The 26613-nt window shown below is 69.7% G+C and carries 25 protein-coding genes and 1 tRNA gene; 17 read left to right on the top strand and 9 right to left on the bottom strand.

The window, feature by feature from the left end:
- Nucleotides 1–6: 6 nt before the first annotated feature.
- From FHG54_RS13735 to FHG54_RS13720, 4 genes are read left to right on the top strand one after another with little or no spacing between them, the layout of a single operon-like run.
- Nucleotides 7–915 (top strand): TatD family hydrolase, encoded by a 909-nt coding sequence (locus FHG54_RS13735; protein ID WP_139417771.1) that lies wholly within the window; start codon nucleotides 7–9, stop codon nucleotides 913–915.
- A complete protein-coding gene (rsmA, locus tag FHG54_RS13730) occupies nucleotides 912–1784 on the top strand; it encodes a 16S rRNA (adenine(1518)-N(6)/adenine(1519)-N(6))-dimethyltransferase RsmA (protein ID WP_139417770.1) in 873 nt (290 codons plus the stop codon). Before FHG54_RS13735 ends, rsmA begins: the two co-directional genes overlap by 4 nt.
- A gap of 21 nt (nucleotides 1785–1805) precedes the next feature.
- Complete coding sequence (locus FHG54_RS13725; protein WP_139417769.1) at nucleotides 1806–2402, top strand: hypothetical protein; 597 nt, start codon at nucleotides 1806–1808, stop codon at nucleotides 2400–2402.
- Between the two features lie 9 nt (nucleotides 2403–2411).
- Nucleotides 2412–3344 (top strand): 4-(cytidine 5'-diphospho)-2-C-methyl-D-erythritol kinase, encoded by a 933-nt coding sequence (locus FHG54_RS13720; RefSeq protein WP_139417768.1) that lies wholly within the window; start codon nucleotides 2412–2414, stop codon nucleotides 3342–3344.
- Nucleotides 3345–3411: 67 nt separating this feature from the next.
- Here FHG54_RS13720 and FHG54_RS13715 read toward each other — a convergent pair whose 3' ends face one another.
- Nucleotides 3412–4086, bottom strand: coding sequence for a TetR/AcrR family transcriptional regulator (locus FHG54_RS13715; protein ID WP_139417767.1), 675 nt, complete (start codon nucleotides 4084–4086; stop codon nucleotides 3412–3414).
- A gap of 67 nt (nucleotides 4087–4153) precedes the next feature.
- Between FHG54_RS13715 and FHG54_RS13710 the strand changes: the two genes are divergently transcribed.
- From FHG54_RS13710 to FHG54_RS13690, 5 genes are all read left to right on the top strand, one after another.
- The gene (locus tag FHG54_RS13710; RefSeq protein WP_139417766.1) at nucleotides 4154–5044 is read left to right on the top strand and encodes an SDR family oxidoreductase; all 891 of its coding nucleotides are present in this window, start codon (nucleotides 4154–4156) and stop codon (nucleotides 5042–5044) included.
- 12 nt (nucleotides 5045–5056) lie between these two features.
- Complete coding sequence (locus FHG54_RS13705; RefSeq protein WP_139417765.1) at nucleotides 5057–6904, top strand: ABC-F family ATP-binding cassette domain-containing protein; 1848 nt, start codon at nucleotides 5057–5059, stop codon at nucleotides 6902–6904.
- Nucleotides 6905–7084: 180 nt separating this feature from the next.
- Nucleotides 7085–8002, top strand: a complete 918-nt coding sequence (locus FHG54_RS13700) for a MetQ/NlpA family ABC transporter substrate-binding protein (protein WP_139417764.1) — start codon at nucleotides 7085–7087, stop codon at nucleotides 8000–8002.
- A 33-nt stretch (nucleotides 8003–8035) separates the two neighbouring features.
- Entirely contained in the window at nucleotides 8036–9064 is a 1029-nt protein-coding gene (locus FHG54_RS13695; RefSeq protein ID WP_139417763.1) for a methionine ABC transporter ATP-binding protein, read from the top strand.
- Nucleotides 9064–9723, top strand: a complete 660-nt coding sequence (locus tag FHG54_RS13690) for a methionine ABC transporter permease (protein WP_139417762.1) — start codon at nucleotides 9064–9066, stop codon at nucleotides 9721–9723. Before FHG54_RS13695 ends, FHG54_RS13690 begins: the two co-directional genes overlap by 1 nt.
- 61 nt (nucleotides 9724–9784) lie before the next feature.
- Here the strand turns inward: FHG54_RS13690 and aztD are convergent, their stop codons facing one another.
- The gene (aztD, locus tag FHG54_RS13685; protein ID WP_139417761.1) at nucleotides 9785–11023 is read right to left on the bottom strand and encodes a zinc metallochaperone AztD; all 1239 of its coding nucleotides are present in this window, start codon (nucleotides 11021–11023) and stop codon (nucleotides 9785–9787) included.
- A 100-nt stretch (nucleotides 11024–11123) separates the two neighbouring features.
- The gene (locus FHG54_RS13680; RefSeq protein ID WP_139417760.1) at nucleotides 11124–11615 is read right to left on the bottom strand and encodes a MarR family winged helix-turn-helix transcriptional regulator; all 492 of its coding nucleotides are present in this window, start codon (nucleotides 11613–11615) and stop codon (nucleotides 11124–11126) included.
- 115 nt (nucleotides 11616–11730) lie between these two features.
- On the opposite strand from FHG54_RS13680, the gene FHG54_RS13675 reads away from it, so the two are divergent.
- The 4 genes from FHG54_RS13675 (at nucleotide 11731) to FHG54_RS13660 (ending at nucleotide 14868) form a co-directional block, all read left to right on the top strand.
- Nucleotides 11731–11802 (top strand) — tRNA-Gln (locus tag FHG54_RS13675).
- 68 nt (nucleotides 11803–11870) lie between these two features.
- Entirely contained in the window at nucleotides 11871–13313 is a 1443-nt protein-coding gene (glmU, locus tag FHG54_RS13670) for a bifunctional UDP-N-acetylglucosamine diphosphorylase/glucosamine-1-phosphate N-acetyltransferase GlmU (protein ID WP_139417759.1), read from the top strand.
- A 38-nt stretch (nucleotides 13314–13351) separates the two neighbouring features.
- The gene (locus FHG54_RS13665) at nucleotides 13352–14329 is read left to right on the top strand and encodes a ribose-phosphate diphosphokinase (protein WP_139417758.1); all 978 of its coding nucleotides are present in this window, start codon (nucleotides 13352–13354) and stop codon (nucleotides 14327–14329) included.
- Nucleotides 14330–14349: 20 nt separating this feature from the next.
- Nucleotides 14350–14868, top strand: a complete 519-nt coding sequence (locus FHG54_RS13660) for a hypothetical protein (RefSeq protein ID WP_139417757.1) — start codon at nucleotides 14350–14352, stop codon at nucleotides 14866–14868.
- Nucleotides 14869–14896: 28 nt separating this feature from the next.
- On the opposite strand, the gene FHG54_RS13655 is transcribed toward FHG54_RS13660, so the two are convergent.
- From FHG54_RS13655 to gndA, 4 genes are read right to left on the bottom strand one after another with little or no spacing between them, the layout of a single operon-like run.
- The gene (locus FHG54_RS13655; protein ID WP_139417756.1) at nucleotides 14897–15268 is read right to left on the bottom strand and encodes a hypothetical protein; all 372 of its coding nucleotides are present in this window, start codon (nucleotides 15266–15268) and stop codon (nucleotides 14897–14899) included.
- Nucleotides 15265–15603 (bottom strand): DUF202 domain-containing protein, encoded by a 339-nt coding sequence (locus FHG54_RS13650; RefSeq protein ID WP_139417755.1) that lies wholly within the window; start codon nucleotides 15601–15603, stop codon nucleotides 15265–15267. Before FHG54_RS13650 ends, FHG54_RS13655 begins: the two co-directional genes overlap by 4 nt.
- 9 nt (nucleotides 15604–15612) lie before the next feature.
- Nucleotides 15613–15966, bottom strand: a complete 354-nt coding sequence (locus FHG54_RS13645; protein ID WP_139417754.1) for a YidH family protein — start codon at nucleotides 15964–15966, stop codon at nucleotides 15613–15615.
- A gap of 11 nt (nucleotides 15967–15977) precedes the next feature.
- Nucleotides 15978–17390 carry an NADP-dependent phosphogluconate dehydrogenase gene (gndA, locus tag FHG54_RS13640; protein ID WP_233437919.1) on the bottom strand — a complete coding sequence of 471 codons (1413 nt, stop codon included), beginning with the start codon at nucleotides 17388–17390 and terminating at the stop codon, nucleotides 15978–15980.
- Nucleotides 17391–17580: 190 nt separating this feature from the next.
- On the opposite strand from gndA, the gene FHG54_RS13635 reads away from it, so the two are divergent.
- The 3 genes from FHG54_RS13635 (at nucleotide 17581) to pth (ending at nucleotide 19794) form a co-directional block, all read left to right on the top strand.
- Nucleotides 17581–18153: a gluconokinase gene (locus FHG54_RS13635; RefSeq protein ID WP_233437918.1), complete on the top strand. Its 573-nt coding sequence runs from the start codon at nucleotides 17581–17583 to the stop codon at nucleotides 18151–18153.
- A gap of 245 nt (nucleotides 18154–18398) precedes the next feature.
- The gene (locus FHG54_RS13630) at nucleotides 18399–19031 is read left to right on the top strand and encodes a 50S ribosomal protein L25/general stress protein Ctc (RefSeq protein ID WP_168197182.1); all 633 of its coding nucleotides are present in this window, start codon (nucleotides 18399–18401) and stop codon (nucleotides 19029–19031) included.
- A 133-nt stretch (nucleotides 19032–19164) separates the two neighbouring features.
- Nucleotides 19165–19794, top strand: coding sequence for an aminoacyl-tRNA hydrolase (gene pth, locus FHG54_RS13625; RefSeq protein ID WP_139417751.1), 630 nt, complete (start codon nucleotides 19165–19167; stop codon nucleotides 19792–19794).
- 23 nt (nucleotides 19795–19817) lie between these two features.
- Here pth and FHG54_RS13620 read toward each other — a convergent pair whose 3' ends face one another.
- On the bottom strand, nucleotides 19818–20507 hold the full coding sequence (locus tag FHG54_RS13620; protein ID WP_139417750.1) for an RNase H family protein: 690 nt from the start codon (nucleotides 20505–20507) through the stop codon (nucleotides 19818–19820).
- Nucleotides 20508–20630: 123 nt separating this feature from the next.
- Between FHG54_RS13620 and mfd the strand changes: the two genes are divergently transcribed.
- Nucleotides 20631–24323, top strand: a complete 3693-nt coding sequence (gene mfd, locus FHG54_RS13615) for a transcription-repair coupling factor (protein ID WP_139417749.1) — start codon at nucleotides 20631–20633, stop codon at nucleotides 24321–24323.
- A 64-nt stretch (nucleotides 24324–24387) separates the two neighbouring features.
- Here the strand turns inward: mfd and FHG54_RS13610 are convergent, their stop codons facing one another.
- Nucleotides 24388–26595, bottom strand: a complete 2208-nt coding sequence (locus tag FHG54_RS13610) for a sialidase family protein (RefSeq protein WP_139417748.1) — start codon at nucleotides 26593–26595, stop codon at nucleotides 24388–24390.
- Nucleotides 26596–26613: the final 18 nt, after the last annotated feature.

Below are 26613 nucleotides of genomic sequence, written 5' to 3'. Positions count from 1 at the left end.
AGCGGCGTGAGCGACCCCTCGCCCGCACACCTTCGCACCCGCTCCGACGGCGGCCGTGCCGCCGAGTACCCGCCGGCGCCCGAGCCGCTGCCTGTGGCGGTGTACGACAACCACACGCACCTCGAGATCGCCGACGGCGCGCTGCCCATCGACGTGCACGAGCACCTCGAGCGCGCGGCATCCGTCGGCATCGCCGGTGCCGTGCAGGTCGGCACGGATGTCGCGACGAGCCGCTGGTCTGCCGAGGTCGCGGCGCGTGAGCCGCGGCTGCTCGCCGCGGTCGCGCTGCACCCGAACGAGGCGCCCGACCTCGAGGCATCCGGCACGCTCGACGAGGCGCTCGCCGTGATCGACGAACTCGCAGCCGGCCCGCGGGTGCGCGCGATCGGCGAGACCGGGCTCGACTTCTTCCGCACCGGCGACGACGGGCGGGGCGCACAGTTCCGCTCGTTCGAGGCGCACATCGACATCGCGAAGCGGCACGGGCTCGCCCTGCAGATCCACGATCGCGAGGCGCACGACGACGTCGTCGCGACGCTTCGCCGTGTCGGCGCACCCGACCGCACGGTCTTCCATTGCTTCTCGGGCGGCGAGGAGCTCGCGCGCCTCGCGGCGGGCGAGGGCTGGTACCTCTCGTTCGCCGGCAACGTCACGTTCAAGAACGCCGAGAACCTGCGCGAGGCGCTGCGGGTCGCGCCGCGCGATCGCATCCTCGTCGAGACGGATGCCCCGTACCTGACGCCCGTGCCGCTGCGCGGCCGCCCGAATGCCCCCTACCTCGTGCCGCACACGGTGCGATTCATGGCCGAGGTGCTGGAAGCCCCGCTCGATGAGTTCTGCGAACGGCTCGCGGCGAACACCGTGGCGGTGTACGGCCCGTGGCAGACTGAGCCCGTGATGGAGGCGACGGCGTGAACGCGCATCGGCACGCTGCCGAGGACGCCGCGACCGAGCCGCGCCTGCTCGGGCCGTCGGAGATCCGTGACCTTGCGCAACTGCTCGACGTCACGCCGACGAAGAAGCTCGGGCAGAACTTCGTGCACGACGCGAACACCGTACGGCGTATCGTGCAGACCGCGGGGGTGCAGGCAGGCGAGACCGTGCTCGAGATCGGCCCCGGGCTCGGCTCGCTGACGCTCGGGCTCCTCGAGTCCGGGGCATCCGTCATCGCCGTGGAGATCGACAAGCGCCTGGCCGCCCAATTGCCGCACACCGCGGCGATCATGCAGCCCGGCACCGTGCTCACGGTCGTGACCGACGACGCGATGCGCGTCACCGAACTGCCGGGCGCGCCCGAGCGTCTCGTCGCGAACCTGCCGTACAACGTCTCGGTGCCGGTGCTCTTGCACCTGCTCGAGCACTTCGACTCCCTGCAGTCGGGCATCGTCATGGTGCAGGCCGAAGTGGGCTACCGCCTGGCCGCCGAACCCGGCTCGAAGGTCTACGGCGCACCGAGCGTCAAGGCCGCCTGGTACGGCGACTGGCGAACGGCCGGCCAGGTCTCGCGCATGGTCTTCTGGCCCGTGCCGAACGTCGACTCGGTGCTCGTCGGCTTCGAGCGAGCGGATGCCCCGGGCACCGAGGCAGAGCGGGTCGCGACGTTCGCCCTCGTCGATGCGGCCTTCCAGCAGCGACGCAAGATGCTGCGGCAGTCACTCGGGACGGCGCTCGGCGGCGGTTCGGCTCAGGCAACCACCGTGCTCGAGACCGCGGGAGTCGACCCGCAGGCTCGTGGCGAGCAGCTCACCGTCGCCGACTTCCTGCGCATCGCGCGCGCGGTGTGATCTCGCGCTAGCGTTGGTGCCGTGGGGACGGACACGGGGGTGGCGGGCATGGCGAAGCGAGGAAGCGGCCGCGCCGTCGGAGGCAGCGCCGAAGCGGTCGGAGACGACGCGGTCGTGAGTGCCACGGGCAAGAAGCGCGAGGAGTGGTTCGCCCTGCTCGACGCGGCCGGCGGCACGGGGTGGAAGCATCAGGCGATCGCGCACTGGCTCGTGACGGAGCAGGGGGTCGACCCGTGGTGGGCGCAGGGCGTCACCGTCGGGTACGAGCAGGCACGAGGCATCCGTCTGCCGGGTCAGCGGCAGGACGGCACGTTCGAGGTGAGCGTCACCCGAACGATCGCCGCCGAGGTCGGACCGGCGCTGCGTGCGCTCGCCGAGGTCGTGACGGCGCGGACCGGTGTCGAACCGCTCGCCCTGAACCTCGGTGCGAAGCATCCGACCGCCCGGTTCCCACTCGCGGGCGGCGAGTTCGTGCTCGCTTCGGCGACCTCGCGGGGCGCGGGAAAGACCGCGATCGGTCTCGTGCGCGGCCGCATGGCGAGCGGCGACGGCCTCGCCGAGTCGAAGACGATGCTCCGCGGCTGGCTCGACTCGGTGCCCGTCGAAGCGGTCGGTTAGCGTGGACTCATGACGATCGCCGCGACCGACGAAGCAGTGCACGTTCGGGCGCCCGGCAAGATCAACCTCTTCATGCGTGTCGGAGCGGTGCAGGCCGACGGCTACCACGATGTCGCCACGGCGTATCAGGCGGTCTCGCTCTACGAAGACGTACGTGCGTGGCCCGACGATGGGTTCAGCGTCGCGTTCGGCGGCAGCGTCGACACCTCGGGGTTGCCGACCGATCGCTCGAACCTCGCCATCAAGGCGGCGAAACTCCTCGCGCGAACCGCGGGCGTGCCGGGCGGGGTGCACCTCGAGATCGACAAGCATGTGCCGATCGCGGGTGGCATGGGCGGCGGCTCGGCCGACGCTGCGGCGACACTCATCGCGTGCGATGCGCTGTGGGGCACTGCCCTCCCGAAGGAGGATCTGCAGGCCCTCGCCGCGAAGCTCGGCGCCGATGTGCCGTTCGCGCTCTCAGGCGGCACGGCGATCGGCACCGGCCGCGGCGATCAGTTGAGCCCGGCGCTCGCGACCGGGTCGTTCCACTGGGTGCTCGCGGTCGCCGAGTTCGGTCTCTCGACCCCGGCCGTCTACCGGGAACTCGATCGCCAGCGGGAGGGTCGTCTCGGCCTCGTGCACGACAGCGAAGCGCCGGTCGTCGACACGGCGGTGCTGCAGGCGCTCCGTGCCGGTGATGCCCACCTGCTCGCCGAATCGTTGCACAACGACCTGCAGGCGGCGGCGCTGAGTCTGGCTCCCGGACTCGGCGGGATCCTCGAGATCGGCGAAGCACACGGCGCGCTCGCCGGCATCGTCTCGGGGTCGGGCCCGACGATCGCCTTCCTGGTCGACGACACCGACTCGGCGCTCGAACTGCAGGTCGCCCTCTCGGCCGCGCGCCTCAATGCCGTGCGGGTGCACGGCGCAGTGCACGGGGCACGCATCATCTCGGCGTGAGTTTCGCCGGCACCGACCTGCGGTGGCGCGACGGGGCGCTCGAGCTGGCTGAGCTCGCGCTCTCAGCTCAGCCGCGACGGAATCCCACGCCGGCGCGTTCGAGCGCGTGCCGCATCGAGGCGCGAGCGTCGTCGAGTGCGCCGGGGTCGCCGGCCGTCGTGGTGCTGCCCGCGAGTGCGTCGACGGCGCTCGCACTGACCGCACCGATGCAGGCGCCGAGGTGGGCCGCGTCGATCGCGCGCTCGCCGTACCGCTCGCGGACCGCGTCGAGGATGCGACCTTGCGTCGTGTGCAGGCGCACCGCGAGCGACGGGGGGAGTCCTCCCGACCGCCGTGCGAGTTCCGCCCTGATCGGAGCGAGCGCATCGGTGCTCGGGGTGCCGAGCGTCTCGATGAGCGCTCCGACAGCTTGCTGCACGGCCGCCCAGGCGTCGGCGGAGTCGGGCATGGAGCGAGCCGCATCGGCCGCGATGTCGAACGAGTGCTCGAGGTGGTGGAAGAGCACGTCCTCCTTGGATGCGAAGTGCAGGAAGAAGGTGCGGGGGGCGACATCGGCACGATCGGCGATCTCGGCGATCGTGGTCTGCGCGAACCCGCGTGCGACGAACAGCTCGGTTGCCGCGGCGGCGATCGCGTCACGTGTCGTCCGCCGCTTCCGCTCGCGCCGCCCGGTGTCACGAGACGTTCCCTCGCTCGCGACGGCCTGCGTCGCATCGCCGTTCGCCATGCTTCGAGTCGTCATGGCTCGAGTGTAGCGGGCGGTGCATTCATGTATGGATACATAACTGCATTAATGCAATACTGACGCAATGCAATCGACAGGTCATTCCGAACGGGTGTACGTGGTCACCGGTGCCGACAGTGGCATCGGTGCACGAGTCGCCGAGATGCTCGCCGAGCGCGGCGCGCGAGTCATTCGATGCGGGCTCGGCGATGGTGTCGAGGTGAACGCCGACCTCTCGCAGCCCGAGGGGCGCGCCCGACTCGTCGAAGCGGTGCGAGCACTCGCGCCCGACGGCGTCGACGGACTCGCGCTCGTCGCCGGCGTCGGTGTCCCGACGGCGCTCTCGGTGCGGCTGAACTTCTTCGGCACGATCGCCGTGATCGAGGGGCTCCGCCCGCTGCTGGCGGCGTCGGCCGCACCGCGCGTCGTCGCCGTGTCCTCGGCATCGGCGCTCTCGGCCGGCGACGACGCGCTCATCGAGACGCTGCTCGGCGGCGGCGAGGCGGCCGCGGTCGCAGTCGCCGACCGGCTCGTCGCCGCTGGGCGAGGGAGCCTGATCTACCGTTCGACGAAGATCGCACTCAATCGCTGGGTGCGACGGCACGCGAGCGACGACGAGTGGGCAGGACGCGGCATCCTGCTGAACGCGGTCGCCCCGGGACTCGTCGCGACCGAGACGGCGATGGCGACCGTGCTCGCGAGCGACGCCCAGGCGAAGGTGCTCGCCACGGCGCTACCGCAGCCCCTCGGGATGCCGGGCCCTGTCGAAGCGGTCGCCGAGCAGATCGCGTGGCTGATCGCACCGTCGAGCGCGTTCACGACCGGCCAGATCCTGTTCGTGGACGGCGGGGCCGACGTCGTGCTCCGCGGCGAGGGGCCCTACGCCGAGGGCGTGCGCTACGGCCCGCTCGCGGTCGCGCGGATGCTGTTCTGGTCGGCCGTCGCTCGAATGAGGGGCGACCGCGTTCAGGGCTAGGCTCGGAGGGACATGGCACATCTTCTGGGCGCCGAGCGCCTGCACCTCGAATTCCCGACGCGCGTCGTCTTCGACGAGGTCACGATCGGTATCGACGAGGGTGACCGCATCGGCGTCGTCGGCCGCAACGGCGATGGCAAGTCCACGCTCCTGAAGCTCCTCGACGGCCGGCTCGCGGCCGACGGCGGGCGAGTGACGCATCGCCGCGGCATCCGCATCGGCACGCTCGATCAGTCCGATGTCGTCGATCCCGGAAAGACCGTCGCCGAGTTCGTCGTCGGCGGTATAGAGGAACACGTCTGGGCGGGCGATGCGAAGGTACGCGACGTGATCGCGGGTCTCCTCGGCGACGTGCCGTGGCATGGGCAGATCGCGAGCCTCTCCGGCGGCCAGCGCCGCAGAGTCGGCCTCGCGGCGCTTCTCGTGGGCGACTGGGACGTCGTCTTCCTCGACGAGCCGACCAACCACCTCGATGTCGAGGGCATCGCCTGGCTCGCCGGGCACCTGAAGCGCCGCTGGCCCGCCGACTCCGGGGCGCTCGTCGTCGTGACCCACGACCGCTGGTTCCTCGACGAGGTCTGCACCGCGACGTGGGAGGTGCACGACGGAATCGTCGAGCCGTTCGAGGGCGGCTACGCAGCGTACGTGCTGCAGCGCGTCGAGCGCGACCGCTCCGCCGCGGCAACCGAGGCGAAACGCCAGAACCTCATGCGCAAGGAGCTCGCGTGGTTGCGTCGCGGGGCCCCGGCGCGCACCTCGAAGCCGAAGTTCCGCATCGACGCGGCGAACGAGCTCATCGCGAACGAGCCGCCCATTCGCAACACGGTCGAACTCGACCGGCTCGCGGTCTCGCGCCTCGGCAAAGACGTCGTCGACCTCATCGACGTGTCGGTGCAGTTCCCGATGACCGACCCCGTGACCGGAGAGCCGGCGACCCGCACGGTACTGCACGACGTCGAATGGCGCATCGCGCCCGGCGAGCGCACCGGCATCCTCGGCGTCAACGGTGCCGGCAAGTCGACGCTGCTCGGGCTCGTGACCGGCGCCGTCGAACCGACGAGCGGCCGGGTCAAGCGCGGCAAGACGGTGCGCATCGCGACCCTCAGCCAAGAGCTGAACGAGCTCACCGACTGGGCCGACTCGCGAGTCTCCGCGGTCGTCGCCGAGCAGCGTTCGAGCTATCAGGTCGGCGACAAAGAGATGACGCCGGGGCAGTTGCTCGAACGCCTCGGTTTCACGACGGCGCAGCTGTCGACGCCGGTGAAGAACCTCTCTGGCGGTCAGAAGCGTCGCCTGCAGCTGCTGCTCATCCTGCTGCAGGAGCCGAACGTGCTCATCCTCGACGAACCGACGAACGACCTCGACACCGACATGCTCGCGGCCATCGAAGACCTGCTCGACTCCTGGCCGGGCACGCTGCTCGTCGTCTCGCACGACCGCTACCTCATCGAGCGCGTCACCGATCGCCAGTTCGCGATCCTCGACGGGCACCTGCGCGACCTGCCGAGGGGAGTCGAGCAGTACCTCGAGCTGCGCAGGGCGTCGGATGCCGCGGCCGCCGCGTCGCCGGTCACGTCGACGCCGCAGCGGCCTGCTGCAGCCGCGGCGGCGACCGGGAGCGGCGGGAGTTCGCTCGCGGGCGCCGACAAGCGCAATGCAGAGAAGGAGCTCGCCTCGATCGACCGCAAGCTCGAGAAGCTGTCGGCGCAGATCGCGGCGCAGCACGAGAAGCTCGCAGTGCATGACCAGGGCGACTACGTCGGTCTGGGGGAACTCGGCGACGGCCTGCGAGAGCTCGAGGCATCCGTCGCCGACCTCGAGACGCGCTGGCTCGAAGTTTCCGAGTCGCTGGAGGTCTAGCGTCGCAGAAGCTGTGACGCGATGTGACCTGACGGCGAGCAGGTAAAGAATCTTCGCCTAACGTTGATGTGCACCCGCGATCGCGGCATCGAAGCCCCCACCGTTACCAACCGTGGCGGAGCCATGCCTGCCCCACGCGGGCAGCACCCGGTCGCGTGCGAACAGCGAAAGGGAACCACCATGTCACGTCAGCACCAGTCCTCGCGTCAGACGAAGCTCATCGCCGCTCTTGCAACGGTGCCGCTCGTCTTCGGTCTCGCAGCATGCGCGACCCCGGCAGCGGGAGAGAGCGGCGACACCGCGAACGACGTCATCAAGATCGGCGTCGTCGGCAAGGCCGACCCGCAGTGGCCCGCCTTCGAGGAGGCCGCGGCAGATGAGGGCATCGAGATCGAGATCGTCGACTTCGCCGACTACGCCCAGCCGAACCCGGCGACGACCGAGGGCGAGCTCGACCTCAACCAGTTCCAGCACATCGTCTACCTCGCCGACTACAACGTGTCGAGCGGCGAAGACCTCGCGCCCATCGGCTCGACCGCCATCTACCCGCTGGGGCTCTACTCGACCAAGTACGACTCGGTGAAGGACATCCCCGCGGGCGAGACGGTCGCCGTGCCGAACGACGCCTCGAACCAGGCCCGCAGCCTCCTCGTGCTGCAGTCGGCCGGCCTCATCGAGTTGAAGAGCGGCGGCTCGATCTTCTCCGACCTCGCCGACATCGACGAATCGGCGTCGAAGGTCGAGGTCACCGCGCTCGAGGCCTCGCTCACACCGACCTCGCTGCCCGACCTCGCAGCGGCGGTCATCAACAACGACTTCGTCGCCGACGCCGGCCTCACCTTCGACGACGCGATCGCCCAGGACGACCCGAGCGATCCGAACGCGTTGCCCTACGTCAACATCTTCGCCACGCGCGCCGACGACAAGGACAACGCGACCTACCAGAAGCTCGTCGAGATCTTCCAGACCGACGCCGAGGTGCAGGCCGGCCTGCTCGAGGCTTCGGGCGGCACCGGGGTCTCGGTCGAGACCCCCGTCGCAGATCTCGAGGAGTCGCTCGCGAAGGTCGAGGCCGACACGAAGGCCGCCAAGGGCTGATCTCCCGAGTTTCGGCCTGAGGAGAACGACACCATGGCGCTCGTCGCCCTGCGCAACGTCACGAAGACGTACCCCGCACCCGGCAAGGGAGGCTCGCCCGTCGTCGCGATCGACGATGTGAGCCTCGAGATCGAACCCGGTGACGTGTACGGCATCATCGGTTATTCGGGCGCGGGCAAGTCCACGCTCGTGCGGCTCGTCAACGCGCTCGAGCCCGCAACCTCGGGTTCGATCGAGGTCGACGGCCGCGAGATCACGACGATGCCGGAGCGCGAGCTCCGCGGCATCCGCCTCGGCATCGGCATGATCTTCCAGCAGTTCAACCTCTTCAACTCGAAGACCGTCTGGGCCAACATCGCCTACCCGCTGACGGTCGCGGGGGCGTCGAAGAGCGAGATCGCGGCGCGCGTCGACGAACTCCTCGCCTTCGTCGGGCTCACCGACAAGGCGAAGAACTACCCCGACCAGCTCTCGGGCGGGCAGAAGCAGCGCGTCGGCATCGCCCGAGCGCTCGCCACCTCGCCGCGCCTGCTGCTCGCCGACGAGGCGACGAGCGCGCTCGACCCCGAGACGACGGGCGAGGTGCTCGAGCTGCTCAAGCGAGTCAACCGCGAGTTCGGGGTCACGATCATCGTCATCACCCACGAGATGGACGTCATCCAGTCGATCGCCACGAAGGTCGCCGTCATGGACGGCGGCCGCGTGATCGAGCACGGCGACGTCTTCGACGTGTTCTCGAACCCGCAGAACCCGTCGTCGCAGCGGTTCGTCGCGACCGTCGTGAAGGGCATCCCGTCACCTGCCGAGCTCGACGTGCTGCGCGAACGCCACGAGGGGCGCATCGTCACGATCTCGTTCCGCGACGGCGACGCCTCGCAGGCCGCGGTCTTCGTCGCGCTCGCGACCGCCGGCGTCGAGTTCGAGCTCGTCTACGGCGGCATCAACGACATCCAGGGGCGAGCCTTCGGCCACCTCACCCTCGCGATCAGGGGCGCGGATGCCGCGGTCGACGCGGTGCTCGCCGAGATATCCGCCCGCGTCGACGTGACGGAGGTGTCGTGATGGATCGCCTGTTCGAGCTCGGGCCCGAGTTCTGGGTCGCCGCGGTCGAGACGCTCTACATGGTGGCCCTCACCCTGTTCTTCGGCGGGCTCGCCGGGTTGCTGCTCGGCATGGTGCTCTATACGACGCGGCCCGGCAGCCTGCTGTCGAACCGAGTGGTGTTCAACGTCACGAACGTGGTCATCAACTTCTTCCGGCCGATCCCGTTCATCATCTTCATCGCCGCGGCCCAGCCGCTCGCAAGATACGTGATCGGCACCGGCATCGGTAACGCCGCACTCGTGTTCGCGCTCTCGATCGCCGCGTCGTTCGCGATCGCCCGCATCGTCGAGCAGAACCTGCTCACCGTCACGCCCGGCGTGATCGAAGCTGCGCGCGCGATGGGAGCAGGTCCGTTCCGCATCCTGCGCACCGTCGTGCTGCCCGAAGCGCTCGGCCCCCTCATCCTCGGCTACACCTTCGTGCTCGTCGCGATCATCGACATGACCGCCGTCGCGGGCTTCATCGGCGGCGGCGGTCTCGGCACGTTCGCCCAGGTGTACGGCTATCGCCAGTTCGAACCGGTCATCACCTGGGCGGCGATCGTGCTCATCGTGATCTTCGTGCAGTGTGCGCAGTTCTTCGGCAACTGGCTGGCCCGCAAGGTCATGCGCCGGTAGGTGCCGAACCCCGATCGGGCTCGTGCAATACCCGGGTCAGCGCAGCCGCGGAGCGCCCGCCTCAGTCGCCGACGGTCGACAGCTCGATCGGTACGTGCGGCAGTTCGGCGCTCGCCGTGATCTGCCCGGACTCGAGGTCGACGACGTGCACGGTCGAAGTCGAGGAGTCGGTGACGTACGCGCGGTGACCGCGAACCTCGAGTGATGGGCGCGGCTCCTGCCAGTCGACCGGCTCGGTCCATGGCGCGATCACGTCGATCCGCGACGAGACGACGCCGGCGACCGGATCGATGACGTGGATCGCCCCGTCGGTGCCGAGCACGAGGGCCTCGCCGTGCGGGCCGCGCGCGAGCGACCTGAACGTGTAGCTCGTGCCGAGCTCGACGAGTCGCATGGTCGCCGTGTCGGTGTCGACGAGGCTCACGTGTTGCGGTCGTTCGATCTCTGCCTCGGCATCGACCTTGTAGTCGCCGAGCACGATCGCCGACTCGGGCGAGCCGGCCTGGTTGCCGATGCGCCCGTAGGCGTCGGGGGAGGCGACCTTCGTGAAGACGCCGTCGGCGTAGAGCACGACGCCGTTCTCGCAGCCGATGACGATGACCTCATCGGCGGCGACGGTCTCGCCGTGCACGCCGGGGCAGTCTTCCGTGCGAGCGATCTCGGTGTGCGAGGAATCGAGCACGACCGCGCCGGTTCGGGTCTCGCTCGTGCCGAGTGTCGTCAGCAGGCCGCCGTCATCGAGGGCGACCGCGACCCCGTGGTGCTCGGCAGGGCTCTCGTACGTGGTCGACTCGGGCCGGCCTCCGCTGAGGGTCGCGGGGTCGAAGAGCTCGACGCGCCCGGTGCCGTCGGCGAAGAGCGCGGTCGTGCCGGCGTGTGTCGTCACGTGTCCGGGATGCTCCGCAGCGAACTCGATGTCGGTGAGCTCGGGTGCGCCGGCGTAGTAGTGCGCGTGGTCGCCGTGCGCCTCGATCGTCACCCCGGTGTCGAGCACGCGGAACGCGTCATCCGTCGACACCATGACGTGCCGTGCGTCGCCGGCGGGGTTCAGGCGCAGAAAGCCGTCGAGCGGCATCTCGTCGACCGGTTCGAGTGAGTCGCCTTCGAGCACGAGCAGTCCGCCGTCGTAGCTCACGACGACCCGTGGCGCGCTCACTTCGGTCTCGGAGGCGTGTTCGTCGGGGGCCGCTGCGTCGTGCTCGCCGCCCGCCGGGCTCGAGCAGCCGGTCAGTGCGAGCGCGAGCACGGGCGCTGCGACGGCGGCGAATCGAACGGGGGATCGTCTGTTGAGTGTGTTCACGACGCCACCGTATCGTTAATGATAATCATTCTCAAAACCCGACGAAGGGGATGCGTCGACGACCGCGGCGTGAGAGCAAGCGGTGGTCGGGCGGGTGAGTTCAGTCGAACCCGAGGCTGAGCTTGCGCAGCAGCCCCGCGAGCCGCTTCTGCTCGGCCGCAGGAAGGCTTCGGAGCAGTTCGGCCTCGGCATCCACGAGGCGGGTGATCGCCGCGTCGACCCTGGTGAGGCCCGCACCGCTCATCTCGACGAGGATGCCGCGCCCGTCGTTGGGATCGGTCTGACGCGTGACGAGGCCGCGCTCGACGAGACGGTCGATGCGGTTGGTCATCGTGCCGCTCGAGACGAGTGTCTGCTGCAGCAGTTGCTTCGGCGAGAGCCGGTACGGGGCGCCGGCGCGGCGGAGCGCCGAGAGCACGTCGAACTCCGAGGCTTCGAGCTCAGACCGGGTGAAGGCCTGCCGGCGTGCACGATCGAGGTGCTTCGCGAGACGCGCGACGCGCGAGAGCACCTGCAGCGGTGCGAAGTCGAGGTCTGGGCGCTCGCGTTCCCAGTCGTCGACGATCCGGTCGACCTCGTCAGCATGGGTCATCCAGTCATTATCTCGCGGACGTGCGGGGCCGGCGCCCGAACTGACGGTGGATGCCGCGGAGCATGGGCTCGCTCATGGCAGACTGGTTGTCGCACACGGGCTCGGCCCCGAGCGATCCGCCATAGTGTAACGGCAGCACGGCAGCCTTTGGAGCTGTTCGGTCCAGGTTCGAATCCTGGTGGCGGAGCCGGAACAGCAGCCAGTCGCATCCACCGCCCACGTACCCGCAGACCGCACCGTTAGGAATACGCGCGAATGACCGATCAGAACCTCGCCATCATCGTTCTCGCAGCAGGTCAGGGCACTCGCATGAAGTCGGCCGTGCCGAAGCTCCTGCACCCTCTGGCCGGCGCACCGATCGTCGCGCACGTGCTCGCGACGGCGCGCGCCCTCGACGCGGTGCACATCATCGCCGTGGTGCGTCACGAGCGAGACCTCGTCGCCGAGGTCGTCGAGCGCGAACTGCCGGGCACGATCGTCGTCGATCAAGACGAGATGCCGGGCACGGGCCGTGCCGTCGAACAGGCGCTCGCCGCCCTGCCGGCCGATTTCGAGGGCGAGGTGCTCGTGCTGAACGGCGATGTGCCGCTCCTGAACGCCGACACGCTCGCCGCGTTCCTCGAGCAGCATCGGGCGGATGCCGCTGAGGCATCCGTGCTCTCGGCCGTCTACGACGACCCGACCGGCTACGGCCGTGTCGTGCGCGACGCCGCGGGCCTCTTCGACCGCATCGTCGAGCAGAAGGACGCGAGCGCCGAGGAGCGCGCCATCGCCGAGATCAACGCGGGCATCTACGCGTTCGGGGCGGCCGCGCTCCGCGACCAGCTCGCGAACCTCACGACCGACAACGCGCAGGGCGAGAAGTACCTCACCGACGTGATCGGCCTGTTGCGTGCCGCCGGCTCCGAGGTCGAGGCCGTTCCCGTCTCCGAGCCGTGGCTCGTCGCCGGCATCAACGATCGGGCGCAGCTCTCCGAGACGGCGGCTCGCCTCAACGCGCTCATCGTGCGCGGCTGGCAGCTGAACGGCGTCACGGTCGAAGACCCCGCGACGACCTGGATCGACCTCGCCGTGCGCATCGAGCCCGATGTCACGATCCGCCCCGGAACTCAGCTGAAGGGCGCGACGGTGATCGCCACAGGCGCGATCATCGGCCCCGACACGACGCTCATCGACTGCGAGATCGGCGAGAACGCCGAGGTCAAGCGCACCGATGCCACCCTCGCGGTGGTCGGCGCCGAGGCGACCGTCGGGCCCTTCTCGTTCCTACGCCCGGGCACCGTGCTCGGTGCCGACGGCAAGATCGGCGCGTTCGTCGAGACGAAGAACGCGAACATCGGAGAGGGCAGCAAGGTGCCGCACCTCAGTTACGTCGGCGACACCACGATCGGCGTGCACTCCAACATCGGCGCCGGTTCGATCACCGCGAACTACGACGGCGTGAACAAGCACCGCACCGAGATCGGCTCGCATGTGCGAACCGGATCGCACGGGGTGTTCGTCGCGCCCGTTAGGATTGCTGACGGGGTCTACACGGGGGCCGGCACGGTCGTCCGGAAAGATGTCCCGGCGGGCGCCCTCGCGGTGAACGTCGCCCCGCAACGCAATATCGAGGGATGGGTCCAGACGCATCGAGAGGGCTCCGCTGCCGCTGAGGCAGCGGACGCCGCCGAGGCATCCGGCCCCGCCGCCGAGTGACACACCGGCCCAGGCGGGTGGAGAGGACACACCGAGACATGTCGGGAATCGAGACCACCGGTTCGAAACGCCTCGTACTGGTGTCGGGGCGGGCGCATCCCTCGCTCGCCAACGAGATCGCTGCTGAACTCGGCGCCGACCTGGTGCCCACCGATGCGCGCACCTTCGCGAACGGCGAGATCTACGCGCGGTACGACGAGAGCGTGCGCGGCTGCGACGCCTTCGTGATCCAGTCGCACACCTCGCCCATCAACGAGTGGCTCATGGAGCAGCTCATCATGATCGACGCGCTCAAGCGCGCGTCGGCCAAGCGCATCACGGTCGTCGCGCCGTTCTACCCCTACGCCCGGCAAGACAAGAAGGGGCGCGGGCGTGAACCGATCTCGGCACGCCTCGTGGCCGATCTGTTCAAGGCAGCGGGTGCCGACCGCATCATGTCGATCGACCTGCACGCGGCGCAGATCCAGGGCTTCTTCGACGGACCCGTCGACCACCTCTTCGCGATGCCCGTGCTGCTCGAGGAGTTCAAGAACTCGCTCGACCCGTCGACGCTGACGGTCGTCTCGCCCGACATGGGCCGGGTGCGCGTCGCCGACATCTGGAGCGACAAGCTCGGGGCCCCCCTCGCCATCATCCACAAGCGTCGCGACCCGCTCGTGCCGAACCAGGTCTCGGTGCACGAGATCGTGGGCCAGGTCGAGGGCCGGGTGTGCCTCCTCGTCGACGACCTCATCGACACGGGGCGCACGATCGTGAAGGCGGCCGAAGCGCTCAAGGCGAACGGGGCAACGGGCGTCGTCGTCGCCGCGACCCACGCGGTCTTCTCCGAGCCTGCGACGCAGATCCTGCAGTCCGACGTCATCGACCGGGTCGTCGTCACCGACACCCTTCCGATCCCCGAAGAGAAGCGCTGGGACCGCCTCACGGTGCTGCCGATCGCGCCGCTCCTGGCCCGGGCGATCCACGAGGTCTTCGAAGACGGCTCGGTCACGAGCATGTTCGACGGCGCGGCGTAGGCCGTCTGGCCGAGCTCGCCGTGTCGTTCCTCTCCGACGAGACCGCTCGCGCGCTCGCCGAACTCGTGGCGCTCGACGCGCTGCATGGCGACGTCACCGGTGCAGGCCGTTCCGACGACGAGACGGATGCCTCGCCGCTCGAGCGGCTCCGCGGCATCCGTGCGCTCGTCGCAGCCCTCGAAGCCGACCCCGCCTCGCTCGCTTCGGTGCGCGACGCGCTGGGCGCCGGGCGCACCTGGAGCCAGATCGCGGACGCCGCGGGCCTCAGCCCCAATGCGGCGAAGTACCGCTGGGCGGGCGACGACGACGAGATCGCCGCTCGGCACGAGGCGAGCCGCAAGCGCAAGCGCGACCGCCCTTCGAGCGCGCCGACCGAGCTGCCCGGGCTCTCGGTCGCGGAGGCCGCGGCGAAGCTCGGCGTGACGCCGCAGGCGATCTACCAGCGGGTCACGCGCGGACTCCTGCGCGCGGAGACGGTCGAGCTGCCCGACGGTCGCAAGTACAAGCGGGTGTTCCCCGACGAGGCTTCCGCAGGGTGAGCAGCGACGGGTCGCAGGCCCACTGACGTCAGACGTCGCGTTCGTCGGGACCGATCGGGCGAGGCGCACCCGGCAGCAGTCCGAGCACGGCGATGAGGGTCTCGCCGCCGTTCGCGGTGACCGAGAAGCACTGCCAACCCGGCCCGCCGCGAGCGAACAGCTCGAACGCGACGCGGCCGCCCGCGGCATCCGAGTCGAATTGGGCGGCGTACACCGCGCAGGCTCGCTGCGCGGCCGACTGGGCGGTGCCGAAGATCGAGAGCACGATGGGTAGGAGCATCGCTCCGATGGCGACCAGCACCGTGACGCGGATGACCCGGCGGCGTCGCTCACCGTAGACGGGGCCCCGCGCCTCGTCGTCGCCGTCGTCGCCCATCAGCTCGGGATGCGGCTCGCTCATGCGCCGCCTCCCGCGTAGATCGAGGCGATGCCGCCGAGGCTCGCGAGCAGGGTCGCCGCCGCGACGCCCTCGAGCGCCCAGCGCGGCGGAGTGATCACGAGCCGATCGCCGGCCAGCTGCCTGCGGCGAACCGTGCCGACCGCCACCGCGGCCCCGGATGCCGCGAACAGCACGGCCCCGACGACGACGAGCCACGGCTCGCCGACGACGAATCCCGCGCGAAGCGAGAGCAGCGCGTTGACGGCCAGGGCCAGCGCCGTGCGGCTCCAGGAGAGCGCGGTGCGTTCGGGCTGGAGGCCCGGATCGCCCGTGGCTGGGATGCTGTGCGCGGCCATGTCAGGCGATCAGGTGACGAGGAGCAGGACGACGAGCACGGCGCTCGTCAGGAGGCAGACCGCGGCAAGACCGGGCAGCACCCAGCTGAACGGCAGCGGGCGACCGCTGCGGATCGCGATCTCGTTCGCGCGCCAGCGGGTGTAGGCCATGACGCTGAGAACGGCGGCGACCACGCCGAGCCCGGTCGACAGCACGGTGACGACGAGCCGGGGATCCAGTTCGGTCGCGAACTGGTGCAGCAGCACGCCGCCCGCGAGGAGCGCGAGCGCGGTGCGGATCCAGGCGAGGAAGGTGCGCTCGTTGGCGAGCGTGAACCGGTAGTCGGGCTCGTCGCCCTCGTCACGCCATTTCGGGTCGCGCATGGCCGGCCGCCTCAGTGCGAGGACGGGGTGGTCTCGATCTCCGAGTGATCGCCCGACCAGAGCGTGTGGAAGACGCCGGGACGGTCGACGCGCTGGTAGGTGTGAGCGCCGAAGAAGTCGCGCTGGCCCTGGATGAGTGCAGCGGGCAGGCGCTGTGCACGGAGGCCGTCGTAGTAGGCGAGCGACGACGAGAACGCGGGCGTCGGGATGCCGGACTGCGCCGCGATCACGACCACCCGCCGCCACGCCTCCTGCGCGCCCGCTACGGCGTCGCGGAAGTACGGGGCGACGACGAGCGCGACGAGCGCGGGGTCGTCGGCGTAGGCCTCGGCGATGCGGTTCAGGAATCGTGCGCGGATGATGCATCCGGCGCGCCAGATCTTCGCGATGTCGCCCTTCTCGACCTTCCAGCCGTACTGCTCGGCGCCGGCGATGATCTCGTCGAAGCCCTGCGAGTAGGCGATGATCTTCGAGGCGTAGAGCGCGAGGCGAACGTCTTCGATGAACGCGTCGGCGTCGGCGTCGGCGACCTTCCAGGCCTCGGCCGGGCCGGGCAGGTCGGATGCCGAGTCGCGCTGCGCGCGCTTCGAGGAGAGACTGCGGGCGAAGACCGCCTCGGCGATGCCCGAGGTCGGCACACCGAGGTCGAGGGCGTTCTGCACGGTCCAGGCGCCAGTGCCCTTTGCGCCGGCCTCGTCGAGGATGACGTCGACGAGCGGCTCGCCGGTCGCCGCATCCGTCTGGCGCAGCACTTCTGCGGTGATCTCGATGAGGTAGCTCTCGAGCTCGCCCGTGTTCCACGCGGCGAAGATGTCGGCGATCTCGGCGGGCGACTTGCCCGTGCCCTGGCGAATCAGGTCGTAGGCCTCGGCGATGAGCTGCATGTCGGCGTACTCGATGCCGTTGTGCACCATCTTGACGAAGTGGCCGGCGCCGTCGGTGCCGACGTGGGTGACGCAGGGCTCGCCCTCGGCGACCGCGGCGATCGAGGAGAGGATCGGGCCGAGCGTCTTGTACGACTCGACCGAGCCGCCGGGCATGATCGACGGGCCGTTGAGCGCACCCTCCTCGCCGCCCGAGATGCCGGCACCGACGAAGTGGATGCCGGTGGGCGCGATGTCGTGCTCGCGGCGGATGGTGTCGTGGAAGTTCGCATTGCCGCCGTCGACGATGATGTCGTCGGGCTCGAATCGCGAGGCCAGCTCGGAGATGACCGCGTCGGTGCCCTTGCCCGCCTGCACCATGATGATCGCCGTGCGGGGCTTGGCCAGCGAGGCGACGAAGTCGTCGTAGCTCTCGGATGCCACGAACCCGGCTTCGGGATGCTCGCTCGTCAGTGTGTGAGTGCGCTCGGGCGAACGGTTGAACACGGCGACGGTGTTGCCCTCGCGACTCGCGAGATTGCGGGCGAGGTTCGACCCCATGACCGCGAGGCCGACGACGCCGATGTTTGCAGATGCGGTTTCAGGCACGAATATCTCCTTCGAGCGGGGTTGGGGTCGCCTCCAGCGTACTGTGAGCGCGGCTCACTGTTGCGCCGGGAGACGGAACGGGTCGAGGTGCGTGCCGGCACGCTAACGTTGGCGAGAACGGCCGAAGACCCTCCGGTAGGTGATGATCGAGATGGAGCAGCAGAGTCGAGCGGAGTCCACCGCGTCGACCGAGTCGAGGCACGAGGCGCCAGCCATCGTCGTGATGGGCGTCTCAGGGGCGGGCAAGTCCACGATCGGCGTGCTGCTGGCGCGCAAGCTCGGCGTGCCGTTCGCCGACGCCGACGACCTGCACCCCGTCGCGAACGTCCGGAAGATGGCGTCGGGCATCCCGCTCGACGACGACGATCGCCGGCCCTGGCTCGAGGCCGTCGGGGCCGCACTCGCGCAGGCAGGCCGTGCCGGCACCGGCCTCGTCGTCGCGTGCTCCGCCCTGAAGCGCGCCTACCGCGACATGATTCTCGCGAGCGCACCGCAGGTGCGGTTCGTGCACCTGTACGGAACCCGCGACGTGCTTGCTGCTCGCACTGAAGGGCGCACGGGCCACTTCATGCCGACGAGCCTGCTCGACTCGCAACTGGCAGCGCTCGAGCGGCTCGAACCCGACGAACCGGGCATCGCGGTCGAGATCGACCGGCCGGTCGCCGAGATCCTCGACGATGCCGTTTCGCGACTGACGATGGGGCCGATCGGCTGACGGTGCGAGTGGCGATGAGTGCGCCGGTGTCAGCACAATCGCCCGAAGCGTTGTAAACTCGTCCATTGGACTTCGGCGAGGGATGCCACGCGCCGGTCGCGAGACCGGAGTCGGCATCCGTGATCGACGCGGTAGGAGCAGGCTCCACGGCTTTTCCTCACGCTTCAGTGCAGTTCGACTGCGCGCGTTCGAGTCGAGAACAACAGACACCCGATCTGGGCCGTGAGCCCGCAAGGAGAGACATCATGGATGAAGACAACAAGGTCATCGCAGACGCGCGCGACTCGTTCGGCAAGGGCGCGGCGCGCAAGCTTCGCGTCGCCGGCAAGATCCCCGCAGTGCTCTACGGCCACGGCACCGAGCCGACGCACATCGCGCTGCCCGCGCACCAGATCGGCCTGCTCCTGCGTAAGGCCAATGCGGTGCTCAATCTGCAGATCGACGGCAAGAGCCAGCTCGCCCTCGTGAAGGACGTGCAGAAGGACCCGGTGCGCCAGATCATCGAGCACCTCGATCTCATCGTCATCAAGCGCGGCGAGAAGGTCCAGGTCGAGGTGCCCGTGCACCTCGAGGGCGAGACCGCCCCCGGCACGATCGCCGACCTCGACCTGCACACGCTGCTGCTCGATGTCGAGGCGACCCACATCCCCGAGAACGTCGTCGTCAGCGTCGAGGGCCTCGAAGAGGGCACCCAGATCTTCGCCGCCGCGGTCGAGCTGCCGAAGGGCGCGACGCTCGTCTCCGACGCCGAGTCGCTCGTCGTCAACGTGCACATCCCGCAGAAGGTCGACCTCGGCGAGGAGCCTGCCGAGGAGGCCGTCGAGGGCGAGGCGACCGAGGTCGCGGGCGAAGAAGCCGCCGCCGAGTCGGCCGAGTAGGGCGACAGCACACGAGGCACGGGCCTGCGCCGCCGCATCCGGGTACGCTCGGATTGCGGGGCCGCAGGCCCCGTGCTGTTGTGCGGCTCTCGCACCTGCAGCTCTCGCATGATGCCGGCGATCGGAGGAACCCATGGGACTCTTCGACCGACTGCGCCCCCGCCCGAAAGAAGATGACGCCGTGGCCGAGAACACCTGGCTCGTCGTCGGGCTCGGCAACCCCGGCGCGCAGTATGCGGGCAATCGGCACAACGTCGGCCAGATGGTCGCCGACGAACTCGCGAGCCGCCTCGGCGCCTCGTTCAAGACCCACAAGACGCCCTCGCGCGTCGCGGAGGGGTTCCTCCGCCCCGGCGGCCCGAAGCTCGTCATCGCGAAGCCGAACGGCTACATGAACACCTCGGGCGGTCCGGTCTCGGCGCTCCTGAAGTTCTACGCGCGCGGGCCCGAACGTCTGATCATCGTGCACGACGAACTCGACATCCCGTTCGACACCGTGCGGCTGAAGCACGGCGGTGGGCACGGCGGGCACAACGGCCTACGCGATATCGCCAAGGCGATCGGCAACGAGTTCACACGGGTGCGTGTCGGTGTGGGCCGTCCGCCCGGCCGACAGGACGCCGCGGACTTCGTCTTGAAAGACTTCTCCAGCACCGAGCGTTCGGCGTTGCCGAACCTGTTGTCGGATGCCGCGGATGCCGTCGAGGCGGTCGCCGACCTCGGACTGGTCGCCGCGCAGCAGCGGTTCCACGCGCCGAGCTGAGCGTGGACGTCGGTCGAGGCCGATCAGATGAGTCCCCGGAGGAACTCTTCGGGCGATAGGCCCTCGGCCTGGGCGCGAACCCGAAGCCGGTCGATGTCTTCGGTCGAGAGTGCGAGGGTGACGGTGTGCCAGGCCTCTGGCTCCTCGTCGAGGCTGAAGAGCGCATCGTCGAGATCCGGCGCGTCGCCGTCGACGGATTCGGAGGCCGGTGCGGGCCCCGCCGCTGGGTCGCTCGAGACGGCGGATTCGCATTCGATGTTCCAGCCCGGACCGTTCGGCACGTCGGCGCCGCGCTGGAACGAGGTCGCCGCACCGCGTGCGCGTTCGTCGGCGGCTTCATTGAGCGGATGCCCCACATGCCCCCGCACCCATTCGAAGCGGTATCGACGCCCCGCGAGCTCGGCATCGAGTTCCTGCAGGAGCTCGACGTTCATCACGGCCTTGCCGTCGGCCTTGCGCCAGCCCTTGCGCTTCCAGCCCGCCATCCATTTCGTGACGGCGTTGATCACGTACTGGCTGTCGCACAGCACGAGAAGTTCTTCGTCGAGGTGCGCTGTCGCGCGGAACAGCTCCAGCACCGCCTTCAACTCACCCTGATTGTTCGTGGCGTGCTTCCAGCCGCCGGCCGCCCAGCAGCCGTCGTCGACGTACCAGGCCCAACCCGCAGGGCCGGGGTTTCCGAGCGCCGATCCATCGGCGGCGGCGGTGATCATGCGGAGGACCTCCTGGTGTTTCGTCTGCGGCGCCCATCGTATCGGCCGTAGCAGCTGAGGCGGTTGCGAGGCGAGGACGGAACGACCGGCGTGGGCATCGGAGGGGCCGCGTAGACTCGACGGGTGAACCTCCAGGGCTTTCTCGCGGCGCTTTCGCGCGCCGAAACCGTCGACGCCGCACTCGCTGAGGCCCAGAGGAACGCAGACTTCTCGGCGCCGGCCGGGCTCGACGCGCCGCTCCTCGCCGGCCTCCTCCAGCGTCGCGCCGAGGCGGGCCTCCCGCCCGCGCTGCTCGCCATCACGGCGACGAGCCGCGAGGGGGAGTCGCTTCGGGCCTCGCTGTCTCCGTACCTGCCGGAAGCCGAACTCATCGAGTTCCCGGCATGGGAGACGCTGCCGCACGAGCGTCTCAGCCCCTCGGCAGAGACGGTCGGCCGGCGGCTCCATGCCCTGCGGCGCATGCACGACTGGGCGCTCGCGGGTTCGCGGCATCCGCTCATCGTCGTGGCCTCGGTGCGGGCCGCGCTGCAACCCCTCGCCGACAATCTCGCGTCGCTCGAGCCCATCGAGCTGGTCGCCGGCGGGCGCGGCTACAACCTCGCCGAGCTCGCGGTACAGCTCGTCGACCTCGCATATGCGCGCGTCGACATGGTCGGCCGGCGCGGTGAGTTCGCCGTGCGCGGCGGCATCCTCGATGTGTTCCCGCCGACCGCCGATCACCCAGTGCGCGTCGAGTTCTTCGGTGACGAGGTCGAAGAGCTGCGCGCGTTCTCGGTCGCCGACCAGCGTTCACTCCCCGACGCCGTCGAGCGTGTGGCGCTCCCGCCGAGTCGCGAGCTGCTGCTCACCGAGCCCGTGCGGCAGCGCGCCCGCGAGATGGTGCACGAGTTCCCGAGCCTCGCCGGGCTGCTCGAGAAGGTGGCAGAGGGCATCCCGGTCGAGGGCATGGAGTCGCTCGCCCCGGCGTTGCTCGAGCGGCTCGTGCCACTCACGCACTACCTGCCGCCGGGCGCAGCGGTCGCGGTGCTCGAGCCCGAGCGCGTCGCCGGGCGTGCGGTCAGCCTCGGCGAGACGAACCGCGAGTTCCTCGCGGCGGCGTGGAATGCCGCGACCGTCGGCGCCGCCGCACCGATCGACCTCGCGGCCGGCGACTTCCTGACGGTGCGCCGGCTTCGGGATGCCGCGCTGTTCAGTGCCCCGGGCGAGCCCGACCCGCAGCGCGTGTGGTGGAACTTCTCGGGTTTCGACATGGGCGACGCCGCAGAGGTCGTGGCCGCTGCTGCCGGCGGAGCGACCGGTTCCAGCGAGACCGGTGCCTCCGCCACGGTGCGTCTCGCGGCGAACGCGATGCCGAGCTTCCAGGGCAACGTGGCCGGGGCCATCGATCACGCCGCCGAACGCCTGCGTGACGGGTGGACGTTCGTCGTGGCATCCGCCGGTCACGGTCTCGTCGAGCGCGCTCGTGACGTGCTCGCAGAAGCAGGCCTCGCGGCCCGCATCGTCGACGACGTGCCGACCGAGCTCGAACCCGGCGTCGCCTACCTCGTGCAGGCCGACGCCGCCCACGGCTACGAGGTGCCCGAAGTCAGACTCGGGCTCATCGCCGAGTCCGAGTTCTACGGGCGTGCGGCCGGCTACGATGCGCGTCAGGGCAAGAAGCTCGCGGCCCGGCGGCGCAACGTCGTCGACCCGCTGCAACTGAAGACCGGTGATTTCGTCGTGCACCAGACGCACGGCATCGGCAGGTTCATCGAGATGGTGCAGCGCGAGGTCGCCACGGGGGCGCGGCCGACCGGTCCGAGCCGCACCGCGGGCATGGCGCAGCAGCCCACGGCGGTGCGCGAATACCTCGTCATCGAGTATGCGCCGTCGAAGCGCGGGCACGCCGGCGACCGTCTCTTCGTGCCGACCGACCAGCTCGATCTGCTCTCGCGCTATGTCGGCGGCGAGGCGCCGTCGCTCTCGAAGATGGGCGGCAGCGACTGGGCTCAGGCCAAGGGCCGCGCCCGCAAGGCCGTGCGCGACATCGCCGTCTCGCTCGTCAAGCTCTATTCGGCGCGCATGGCGTCGAAGGGGCACGCGTTCGGGCCCGATACGCCGTGGCAACACGAGCTCGAAGAGGCGTTCCCGTTCACCGAGACGCCCGACCAGGTGCAGACGATCGACGAGGTCAAGGCCGACATGGAGCGGTCGATCCCCATGGACCGGCTGCTCGCCGGCGACGTCGGCTTCGGCAAGACCGAGGTGGCCGTGCGCGCGGCCTTCAAGGCGATCCAAGACGGCAAGCAGGTCGCGATGCTCGTGCCGACGACGCTGCTCGTCAAGCAGCACCTCGAGACGTTCAGCGATCGATTCGCGGGCTTCCCCGTGCACGTGCGCGCGCTCAGCCGATTCCAGAGCGACAAGGAGGCGCGCGAGACGATCGCCGGGCTCGCCGACGGCACGGTCGACCTGGTGATCGGCACCCATCGCATCCTCACCGAGAAGGTGAAGTTCAAAGACGTGGGCCTCGTCATCATCGACGAGGAACAGCGATTCGGCGTCGAGCACAAGGACGCGCTCAAGAAGCTGAAGACGAACGTCGACATCCTCGCGATGAGTGCCACGCCGATCCCCCGGTCGCTCGAGATGGCGGTGACCGGCATCCGCGAGATGTCGACGCTCGCCACCCCGCCCGAGGATCGCCACCCGATCCTCACCTTCGTGGGGCCGTACTCCGAGCAGCAGGTCGCCGCGGCGATCCGCCGCGAGATGCTGCGCGAGGGTCAGATCTTCTTCGTGCACAATCGGGTCTCCTCGATCAATCGCGTCGCGGCGCAGCTCGCCGAACTCGTGCCGGAGGCGCGCATCGCCGTGGCTCACGGGCAGCTCAACGAGCACGTGCTCGAGCAGATCGTCGTCGACTTCTGGGAGCGCAAGTTCGACGTGCTCGTCTCGACGACGATCATCGAGACGGGGCTCGACATCTCCAACGCGAACACGATCATCATCGACCGTGCCGACAAGTACGGGCTCTCGCAGCTGCACCAGCTTCGCGGCCGCGTCGGCCGAGGGCGCGAGCGTGCCTACGCGTACTTCCTGTACGACCCCGCGAAACCGCTCTCCGAGACCGCGCACGACCGGCTCTCGACGATCGCCGCCAACAACGAACTCGGCAGCGGCATGCAGGTGGCGTTGAAAGACCTCGAGATCCGCGGTGCCGGCAACCTGCTCGGCGCCGAGCAGGCCGGACACATCGCCGGCGTCGGCTTCGACCTCTACCTGCGGATGATCGGTGAAGCGGTCTCGGCCTTCCGCGGCGACGTCGCGACCGGACAGACCGAGCTCCGGCTCGAGTTGCCCGTGGATGCGCACATTCCCGACGACTACGTCGATTCCGAACGCCTGCGCCTCGAGGCCTACCAGAAGCTCTCGGCGGCGAGCGGGCCGGCCGCCAAAGACGGGCAGATCGACCAGGTGCTCGACGAACTCGTCGATCGGTACGGCGAGCCGCCCGAGCAGGTCGAGCACCTCGTCGCGATCTCACGGCTCCGCCGTGACGCCCAGCGTGCCGGGCTCTCGGATGTCATCGCCACGGGCTCGAAGTTGCGCATCGCGCCCGCCGGCATCCCCGACTCCCGCCGCGTGCGACTCGAGCGCATGTATCCGGGTGCCAAGCACTTCGCGCAGAACGACGTGATCCTCGTGCCGTTCCCCGTGACGAACGGTGAACTGCCGGGCGACGCCGACCTCATCGACTGGGTGTCGCGGCTCATCACGGCGATCTTCCCGATGCCCGAGACACCGGCGGCGGACGCCGCGACCGCGAACGCGTGATGCGCTTCAGGGAGCCGGACGCACCCCGAAGCGCATCACGCGCCGCACCGACCGAGCGTCGGCGTCAGCGGCAGCTCAGTGCCGCGTACTCGGCGTCGACGGCAGCGGCATCGGCCGCGGTGGCGCTGGCAGCGCCCGCGTCGATGGCGGCCGCACGGGTGGCGAACGCGTGGAACGCGGACGCACCGGGCGCCACCGCAGCGAAGCTGCGCTCGCCGAACGTCGTCTGCAGCGTGATGTCGACCGCTTCGTCACCGACGTTCTTCGCACGTACCGCGAGGTAGACCTTGCCGGCCAGGCAGCGGCTGCTCGCCGTCACCTCCACGGCGGACGGCTGCGCGCCGAGCTCGACGGTCGCGCCGGTGTGCGGCACGACGGTCACGTCCGATCCCGACGTCGACGTCCACGTCGTGACGGGCGTGAAGGATCCGGCGTCGAGGTCGGCCTGCGTGACCACATGGTGGGCGAAGGTGCAGGTGTACGACCCGCCCGCGGCGAGGTTCAGCCAGCGACAGTTCGGCGTGCCCTGCGCCGGGTCGAGGCCGGCCAGGTTGCCGGTCGGAACGACGTTGGTCACGGCGTTCGAGGCGTTGAGCACGGTGTAGTTGAAGCGCAGCACGTCGCCGACCGCGTAGAACTCCTGCGGGTCGGCCAGCTCGCCGCCGTCGACGGTGATCGTGCCCGGCACCCCGAAGTACAGGGTCTGGCCCGAGTGCTCCACGGTCGTGACGGTCTCGCCGGAGGTGGAGGTCCACGTCGTGACGGGCGTGAAGGATCCGGCGTCGAGGTCGGCCTGCGTGACGGTGTGCCGAGCCGAAGTGCAGGTGTACGAGCCGTTCGCCGGGAGGTTGCGGTAGCGACAGTTCGGTGCCCCGGCGGCCGGGTCGAAGCGCTCGAGGTTGCCGGTGGGGGAGACCGTCGTGATCGCGCTCGAGAGGTTCGCAACCCGGTACGTGTAGTTGACGATGTCGCCGACGACGTAGGCGCCGGTCTTCGGGTTCGTCACGGTGCCGCCCGTGACCTCGATGGCGCCCGGTTGGGTGACGGGCGCTGCCAGGAGCCAGTCGAGGTCGAACTTGGCGAAGCGGATGCCGCCGTTGCCGCCGTCAGGCTCGTAGAGCAGGCCGATCTTGCCGTCGGGCAGCGTTGCGAGCGTCGAGTAGGCCATGCCTGCCGACTGGAAGACGCGTGCCTGCGGCCAGGTCTCTCCGTCGTCGTAGCTGATGCGCACGATGCCGTTGGTGCGTGATGACGTGGACGCGGCGTTCGAGAACAGCAGCACCTTGGCCTCGTCGGAACCCTGTGCCGCATTGGGGTAGGCGCGGACGATCGAAGCGTTGTTGGTCGGGTCGGGCAACTCGTTGTCGATGGTCACCGGGCCGTACGTGACGCCGCCGTCGGTCGAGTATGCGACCTTGCGGTAGCCGGAGCGGGCGGAGTCGCGGGAGTTGAGCAGGATGCGGCCGTCGGAGAGTTCGACGGTCTTGTTCTCGTCCATGCCGGTGCCAACCGGCGCACCGACCTGCCAGGTCTCGCCATGGTCGTCGGAGTAGACGGAGACGGCCTGGAACTGGCCGGATCCATTGATGATCGTGTACTGCTGCAGCAGGCGGCCGGCATGCTCGCCGTACTTCAACTGGATGCCCTGGCCCGAAGCGGCGAAGCGTGAGCGCCATCCCGGATCTGCCGTGACGTCGGCGGTGATGGTGCGGTGCGACCACGTCTGCCCGTCATCGGTCGATGATGCGACGTTCGCATGGATGACGTTGCGCGCCGCCGGGTCGACGCCCGGCTGGGAGCTGCCGAAGCCGGCATCGTAGGACTTCACGTGGAAGTTGAAGATCGTGCCGGTCTCGCGGTCGACGATGTAGCTCGGATCGGAGTAGCCCTCGATCGGCGCGGTCGCCTTTCCTGCCGAGACGACCTCCTGCGCGCCCCAGGTGGCCCCGTTATCGGCGGAACGTCGCTGGAGGATCGAGTTGGGCCCAGGTGAGTCCGCGGCGGTCGGGCGGCCGTCGTAGGACGCGAGGACGTCGCCGCTGTTCGTGACCGTCAGCGCGGGGATGCGGTAGTTGGGGAACCCGCCCTGCCCGTTGGTCGCGAGCTGCTGCTCCGTGTAGGTCCCTGGGCCGCCGGTCGCCGGGGCGATGTCGTAGTCCGGTGCGGGCGCCGCGGACGCCGAGGTCGCTGGGGCGAGGACACCGCCCACGATCGCGATGGAGGCAGCCAGGGCGAGCATGGGCCGCGTTGCTCTGCTCAGATATCCGGTCATTCCGTTCCTTCCGGTCGG

Source organism: Agromyces laixinhei (assembly GCF_006337065.1).
GTDB classification, from domain to species: Bacteria; Actinomycetota; Actinomycetes; order Actinomycetales; family Microbacteriaceae; genus Agromyces; species Agromyces laixinhei.
This window is presented reverse-complemented; position numbering and strand designations above follow the sequence as displayed.